General features: G+C 69.3%; 7 protein-coding genes. 1 reads left to right on the forward strand and 6 read right to left on the reverse strand.

Annotated elements, in window-relative coordinates; all coding sequences use genetic code 11:
• The 6 genes from DEIPI_RS30670 to DEIPI_RS0111990 all read right to left on the reverse strand — a co-directional run.
• A partial coding sequence (locus DEIPI_RS30670; protein WP_281173205.1) for a glycoside hydrolase family 3 N-terminal domain-containing protein occupies positions 1 to 511 on the reverse strand: 511 nt, incomplete at its 3' end.
• Between the two features lie 20 nt (positions 512 to 531).
• Positions 532 to 1,461 carry a carbohydrate ABC transporter permease gene (locus tag DEIPI_RS0111970; RefSeq protein ID WP_084474218.1) on the reverse strand — a complete coding sequence of 310 codons (930 nt, stop codon included), beginning with the start codon at positions 1,459 to 1,461 and terminating at the stop codon, positions 532 to 534.
• The gene (locus tag DEIPI_RS0111975) at positions 1,458 to 2,366 is read right to left on the reverse strand and encodes a carbohydrate ABC transporter permease (RefSeq protein WP_027481926.1); all 909 of its coding nucleotides are present in this window, start codon (positions 2,364 to 2,366) and stop codon (positions 1,458 to 1,460) included. Before DEIPI_RS0111975 ends, DEIPI_RS0111970 begins: the two co-directional genes overlap by 4 nt.
• Before the next feature lie 300 nt (positions 2,367 to 2,666).
• On the reverse strand, positions 2,667 to 3,926 hold the full coding sequence (locus DEIPI_RS0111980) for an ABC transporter substrate-binding protein (protein ID WP_027481927.1): 1,260 nt from the start codon (positions 3,924 to 3,926) through the stop codon (positions 2,667 to 2,669).
• A 26-nt stretch (positions 3,927 to 3,952) separates the two neighbouring features.
• The gene (locus tag DEIPI_RS0111985) at positions 3,953 to 4,801 is read right to left on the reverse strand and encodes a MurR/RpiR family transcriptional regulator (RefSeq protein ID WP_027481928.1); all 849 of its coding nucleotides are present in this window, start codon (positions 4,799 to 4,801) and stop codon (positions 3,953 to 3,955) included.
• Between the two features lie 128 nt (positions 4,802 to 4,929).
• Positions 4,930 to 5,460, reverse strand: coding sequence for a hypothetical protein (locus DEIPI_RS0111990; protein ID WP_027481929.1), 531 nt, complete (start codon positions 5,458 to 5,460; stop codon positions 4,930 to 4,932).
• A 78-nt stretch (positions 5,461 to 5,538) separates the two neighbouring features.
• On the opposite strand from DEIPI_RS0111990, the gene DEIPI_RS39650 reads away from it, so the two are divergent.
• On the forward strand, positions 5,539 to 5,771 hold a 233-nt coding region (locus DEIPI_RS39650), incomplete at its 3' end, for a GntR family transcriptional regulator (RefSeq protein WP_045234195.1).

The raw sequence follows: 5,771 nt of genomic DNA on the forward strand, positions 1-5,771 counted from the left end.
CGAGGTGGCTGTCCTCCCGCGTGTCCCCGTGCCCCGGGAAGTGCTTCGCGCACGACAGGACGCCCGCGTCCTCCAGGCCCAGCGCCCACGCCGCGCCGAGCTCCGCGACGAGCGCGGCGTCCCCGCAGAAACTGCGCTCCCCGATCACGGGGTTGAGGGGATCGCTGTTCACGTCCAGCACGGGCGCGAAGTTCCAGTTGATTCCCAGGGACAGGAGCGCGCGGCCCGTCGCCGCGCCCACCCGCCGCGCGAGCGCCACGTCCCCCACCGCGCCGAGCGCCATGGGGGCGGGGGAGAGCGGCGCGTCCAGCACGCGCAGCACCGCGCCGCCCTCCTGATCGATCGCGACGAACGCCTCGCTCCCCAGCACCTCCCGCACGTCCCGCACGAGCGCGCGCACCTGCTCGTCGTTCACGACGTTGCGGCGGAACAGGCACACCCCCGCGAAGCCGTGCCGCGAGAGGTGCGCGCGCCACCGCTCGTCCAGCACGGGCCCCGGCAGGTCCGTCACGAACACGCTCCCCACGCGCGTCACTTGACCGCCCCGTCGAGGCCCCGCATGAAGAAGCGCTGCGCCAGCACGAACAGCGTGAGCACCGGAAGCATCATCAGCACCGCGCCCGCCGCCGTGTTGAAGATGTTGTCGTTGAACGCGCCCTTGAGCTTGAGCATCTCCACCGCCAGCGGGAAGCGGTCCTGCTCGCCCGTCAGCGCGATCGACGGCCAGAAGTACGCGTTCCACGTGCCCACCAGGGTGAAGATGCCCAGCGCCGCCAGGGACGGCACGGAGAGCGGCAGCATCACGCGCCGCAGGATCTGCCCCTCCGTCGCCCCGTCGATCCGCGCGGCCTCCAGGAGGGCGCCCGGCACGCTCAGGAACGCCTGCCGCATCAGGAAGATCCCGAAGGCCGTGCTGAGCGTCGGCAGCACCACCGCCATGTACGAGCCCACCCCGAGGTACTCGCCCACCACCGGCCACTGCCGCACCCTCGCGAGGGTCAGCATGTTCACGAGGAAGTTCGTCTCCGTCGGCAGCACCAGCGTCGCGAGGATCACCCCGAACACCACGTCGCGCCCCCGGAAGTCGTAGCGTGCCAGCGGGTACGCCGCGAGCGACGACACCACCAACGTCCCCAGCACCGTCAGGCCCGAGATGATTACGCTGTTCACGAACGCCCGCCCCAGCCCCGGGTAGGTGCGCAGCACGTTCCCGAAGTTGTCCAGCGTCACGTGCCTCGGCCACAGGCTCGCGGGGAAGTCGTACACCGTGCGGCCCGTCGTGACGGACCCGCTGTCCGTCACGCTGATCACGAAGGTCCACACGAACGGGAAGATCGCGAAGACCAGGATGCCGATCAGGAGCGCGTACGTCCCGAGCAGGCCCAGCCCGCGCCGCACCCGCAGCCCGCCGCGCGGTCTCACGTCGGCACGCGCCCCGGATTCCGTCCTCGTGAGGCTCACGCGCGCACGCTCCCCTCACGCATCAGCCGGAAGTTCGCGATGGACAGCACCAGCGCGAGCGCCGCCACCACCAGACCCGCCGCGCTCGCCAGACCGTAGTCGAAGTCCAGCCCGCCGAAGCTCTTGCGGTACACGTACAGCAGCGCCGTGAAGGTGCTGTTCAGCGGCCCGCCCGTCCCGTTCGTGAACACGATGACCTCCTCCAGCACCCTCAGCGCCGAGAGCGTCGACAGCAGGCTGCACAGCAGGATCGTCGGCCGCATCAGCGGCACCGTCACCCGCCAGAACGTCTGCCACGCGTTCGCCCCGTCGAGCCGCGCGGCCTCCTCCAGCTCCGCCGGGATCGCCTGCAGGCCCGCCAGGTACAGCACCATGTAGTACCCGAAGCCACGCCAGAACGTCACCAGCATGATCGACCAGAACGCCGTGTCCGGGTCGAGCAGCCAGCTCTGGTTCGTGCCCTGCGCCATGAGGTGCACCGTCTTCAGGGCCCAGTTCAGCGGGCCGTCCTTGTTGAACACCCAGTCCCACATCACCGCCGCCAGCGACACGCTCGTCACGACGGGAACGTAGTACGCCGCGCGGAAGAACGTCACGAACGGCAGGCGCCGGTTCACCAGCGACGCCACCGCGAGCGACACGAGCTGCAGCGCGGGCACCACCAGCAGGTACTTCAGGGAGTTCACGACGCCCGTGCGGAACAGCTCGTCGCCCGCCAGGGTCCGGAAGTTCTCCAGCCCCACCCAGCGTGGCGGCTCGTGATTGCCGAAGCTCAGCGCGTTGTACCTCGTGAAGCCCAGGTACGACCCGTACAGCACCGGATAGAACGTGAACACCGCCAGCAGCAACAACGCCGGCAGCAGGAACAGGAACGCGAGGACGGTCGTGCGGGCACTGCGGCTCATGCGGACTCCGAACGGGGCCGGGCCGAGCCCCGCGGGAACGGGGCGTCGGCCGGGGGAATGGTGGATGGGGGTGGGTGTACGGACCGGAGCGGTCCGGTCCTCCTGCCTGGGGCGGTGACGCGTCTCTCCACGAGTGGGTGGCCGTCAGGCCTTTGGCGTCGTACGGACCGGAGCGGTCCGGTCCTCCTGCCTGGGGCGGTGACGCGTCTCTACACGAGTGGGTGGCCGTCCAGCCTTTGGCGTCGTACGGACCGGAGCGGTCCGGTCCTCCTGCCTGGGGCGGTGACGCGTCTCTACAACTTATTTCTTCATGTTCTTGTTCCAGAACTCCACGCTGTCGTTCAGCGCCTGCTGGGCCGTCTTGCGTCCCAGGAACGCCGCCTCGATGTTGTCGTTGAAGTTCTTGAACAGGTCGTCCGTCTTCCCGACGTTCGGGATGGCGTACTTGATGCTCGCGCCGCTCGCGCCGACGAGGCCCGTCGCGCGCTCGATGGGGTCCTTGCTGCCCTTCGCCTTCGCGAAGAACGGATCGGTCTCCGCGCCCTTCGCGGTGGGGATGACCGGCACGACCTTCGCGAAGGCCACCTGGTTCGCGCGGTTCGTCATGAACTTCGCGAACGCGAGCGCCTCCTTGGGGTGCTTGCTGGCGCGCGGAATCACGAGGTCCATCCCGCTGCCCGGCTGCACCTTGCCCGCGCCGAGCGGCGCGTTCACCACGGCGGTCTTGCCGTAGATCTCCTTGTTGTTGTCGCGGATGCGCGTCAGCGCCTGGGGCCCCCCGATGATCGTGGCGAGCTTGCCCTGCGCGTAGAGCTCCGTGCTGAGCTGGAAGGCCTCCTTGCGCAGCAGTTCCTGCGGGATGTAGTCCTGCTTGTACAGGTCCACGTAGGTCTGCAGGAGCTTCGCGTGCGCGGGGCTGTTGAACACGGCCTTGCCGCCCTGCACGATGGGCAGGCCCTCGAAGACGAAGGTGCCGAGGAAGCTCGCGCCGTTCGGGTCCTTGATGGCGGGCGCCCAGCCGTACGCGCCCGTCTTGTCCTTGACGGCCTTGGCCGCCGCGACGAGTTCCGTGGTGGTCGTGGGGAGCTTGGTGATGCCCGCCTTCTTGAACAGGTCCGTGTTGTACGACATGACGCCCGCGTCGAGGGAGCCGTACCACGGCAGGCCGTACACCTTGCCGTTCGCCTCGAAGTTGCTCAGCGGGTTCGCGTGGTAGAGCCGCGTGAGCTCGCTCCTGCCGACGAGGTCCGTCATGGGCAGCAGCAGGTTGTTGTCCGCGCCCGCCCACGTGCTGTCCGACCAGAGGTTCACGACGTCCGGGGCGTTCCCGAGGTTGATGCTGGAGATCAGTTCCTGCTCCAGCGTGGCCTGCTTGTCGACGTACTTCACCTTGATGCCGGGGTTCTGCGCCTCGAAGGCCTTGATGACGCCGTTGATGTAGTCGTCGAACTTCGGGCTGAGGTAGAACGTCCAGAACTCGATCTCGACGGGTTTCTGCGCGAGCGCGACTGTCGAGCTGGTCAGGGCGAGGGCGAGGCTGAGCATGGCGAATCGTTTCATACGTCCTCCTGGCTGGGCCTGTGGCCTCAGTACTTCTTCTCCACGACCGACTCGGCGGTCCTGCGGATGAGTTCGGAACCGTGCGGCACGTGGGCGAGCACGGCGGTGTAGAGCACCTCCACGACGAGGATCTGGCTGGTGAGGCTGGAGATCGCGCCGCCCGCGAGGGGCGCCTCGGGACTGACGGTGTAGATCACCTCGCGCGCGTGCTGCGTGGCGGGCGAGCTCGCGCGGTTCGTGACGGCCACCGTGAACGCGCCCGCGCGTTCGGCGATGCGCAGGTTCTGCACGGTGTCGATGGTGCTGCCCGAGCGGGTCAGGCCGATCAGGACCCCCTCGTTCGTGAGGGTGGACGCGGAGACCGCCGCGATGTGCGGGTCCGGGTAGGAGACGGCGTTCACCCCGAGCCGCATGAGCTTGTGCGCGAGGAACTGCGCGGCGACGCCGCTGCTGCCCTGACCCGTCACGTCCACGCGCGGCGCCCGCGCGATCCGCTGCGCGACGCGCTCCACGGTGTCCGCGTCGATGATGCGGCGCGTCTCCTCGATCGCGATGACCGCGTCGCGGGCGGCGTGCGACGCGAGGTCCGAGACGGGCTCCGTGGGGTCGCCGTGCGCGTTGGGGGAGGCCGCGAGGTCCGTCGTGAGGGCGATCTTGAAGGCGTGGAAGCCCGCGTAGCCGAGCTTGCGGCACAGCCGCGTGACGCTCGCCTCACCGACCCGGGCGTGCTCGGCGAGTTCCGTGATGGTCTGGTAGATGACCTGATCGGGGTGACGCAGCACGTGTTCCGTGACGCGCCGCAACGACGGGCTGAGCGTGCCGTGCTGGGTCTTGAGCCGACCGAGCGCGCCCGGCGGCAGGGTGAGCTGCGACATTCGGACCTCCGCCTGACGGAGGGAACGACGATGCACGACGTGATGCACGGCGAGGGAAGTTGGACAGGTGCCCTCACCGTAAGCCTGAAAAAAACTCTTGTCAAGACCCTTTCAGGTGACGGGGATTTTCAGGCGGTGCGGTCCGCCTGCGGCAGCTCGTCCACGAACAGCGGCACGTCGAAGGCCTCCAGCCGCCGGTACACGTGCTCGAGCGCCACGGGATCGATGCCGGGCGCCGCGAGGCTCAGGCAGGTCAGGTAGTGCACGCACACGTCCTTCGCGCGCCCCCCGAGCCGCGCGTGCTCGGCGGACGTGAACAGCGACGCGAACGCCTCCGGGCTCCCGAGCGCCGGGTGGCCGCCCTGACGCGTCGCGGCACGCAGGAAGTCCGCGACCTCCGACGGGTTGTGCCAGAAGCCGAAGGCCGTCTCGCTCGTGAGACGGTCGATCTCGCGCAGACCCGCCAGCGGGATCTCCTTGCGGACGAGGGCCATTGCCAGGGACTGCCGTTCGATGCGCTTGCGCGCGTAGACGTTCAGCGGAAGCAGGGCGCCCTTCGGCGCGACGCGCCCACCGAGGGCGCGGCGCAGGCGGAACGCGAGCACGTAGTCCTGGTACTCGCGCAGCAGGGTGGAGACGGGCTGGGACACGACTCCCATTCTAGAAAGCGCGTCCTGAGGGGGGTGTGACCTCGTGCGCGCACCGTGGCCGCGCCCACGAAGCCCTACCATGGACGGGTGCGTCTCCTGCCCGAGCAGCCGAGCGAGGCCCTCTACCGCCGCGTCTACCGCAGCCTGCGGGAGGCCGTCGTGTCCGGCGACCTGCCCGCCGGGGCGCGCGTGCCCTCCACCCGAACCCTCGCCCGCGACTGGGGCGTGGCGCGCAACACCGTCCTGGAGGCGGTGGAGCTCCTGATCACCGAGGGCTACCTCGTCGCGCGGCCCGCGTCGGGCACCTTCGTCACCACGAC

It is taken from the genome of Deinococcus pimensis DSM 21231, from assembly GCF_000519345.1.
GTDB classification, from domain to species: Bacteria; Deinococcota; Deinococci; order Deinococcales; family Deinococcaceae; genus Deinococcus_A; species Deinococcus_A pimensis.

What these genes read in the sequence shown, in the direction of transcription:
- DEIPI_RS0111975 (WP_027481926.1), bottom strand. Translation starts at nt 2,366, where the DNA reads ATGAGCCGCAGTGCCCGCACGACCGTCCTCGCGTTCCTGTTCCTGCTG.
- DEIPI_RS0111980 (WP_027481927.1), bottom strand. Translation starts at nt 3,926, where the DNA reads ATGAAACGATTCGCCATGCTCAGCCTCGCCCTCGCCCTGACCAGCTCG.
- DEIPI_RS0111985 (WP_027481928.1), bottom strand. Translation starts at nt 4,801, where the DNA reads ATGTCGCAGCTCACCCTGCCGCCGGGCGCGCTCGGTCGGCTCAAGACC.
- DEIPI_RS0111990 (WP_027481929.1), bottom strand. Translation starts at nt 5,460, where the DNA reads ATGGGAGTCGTGTCCCAGCCCGTCTCCACCCTGCTGCGCGAGTACCAG.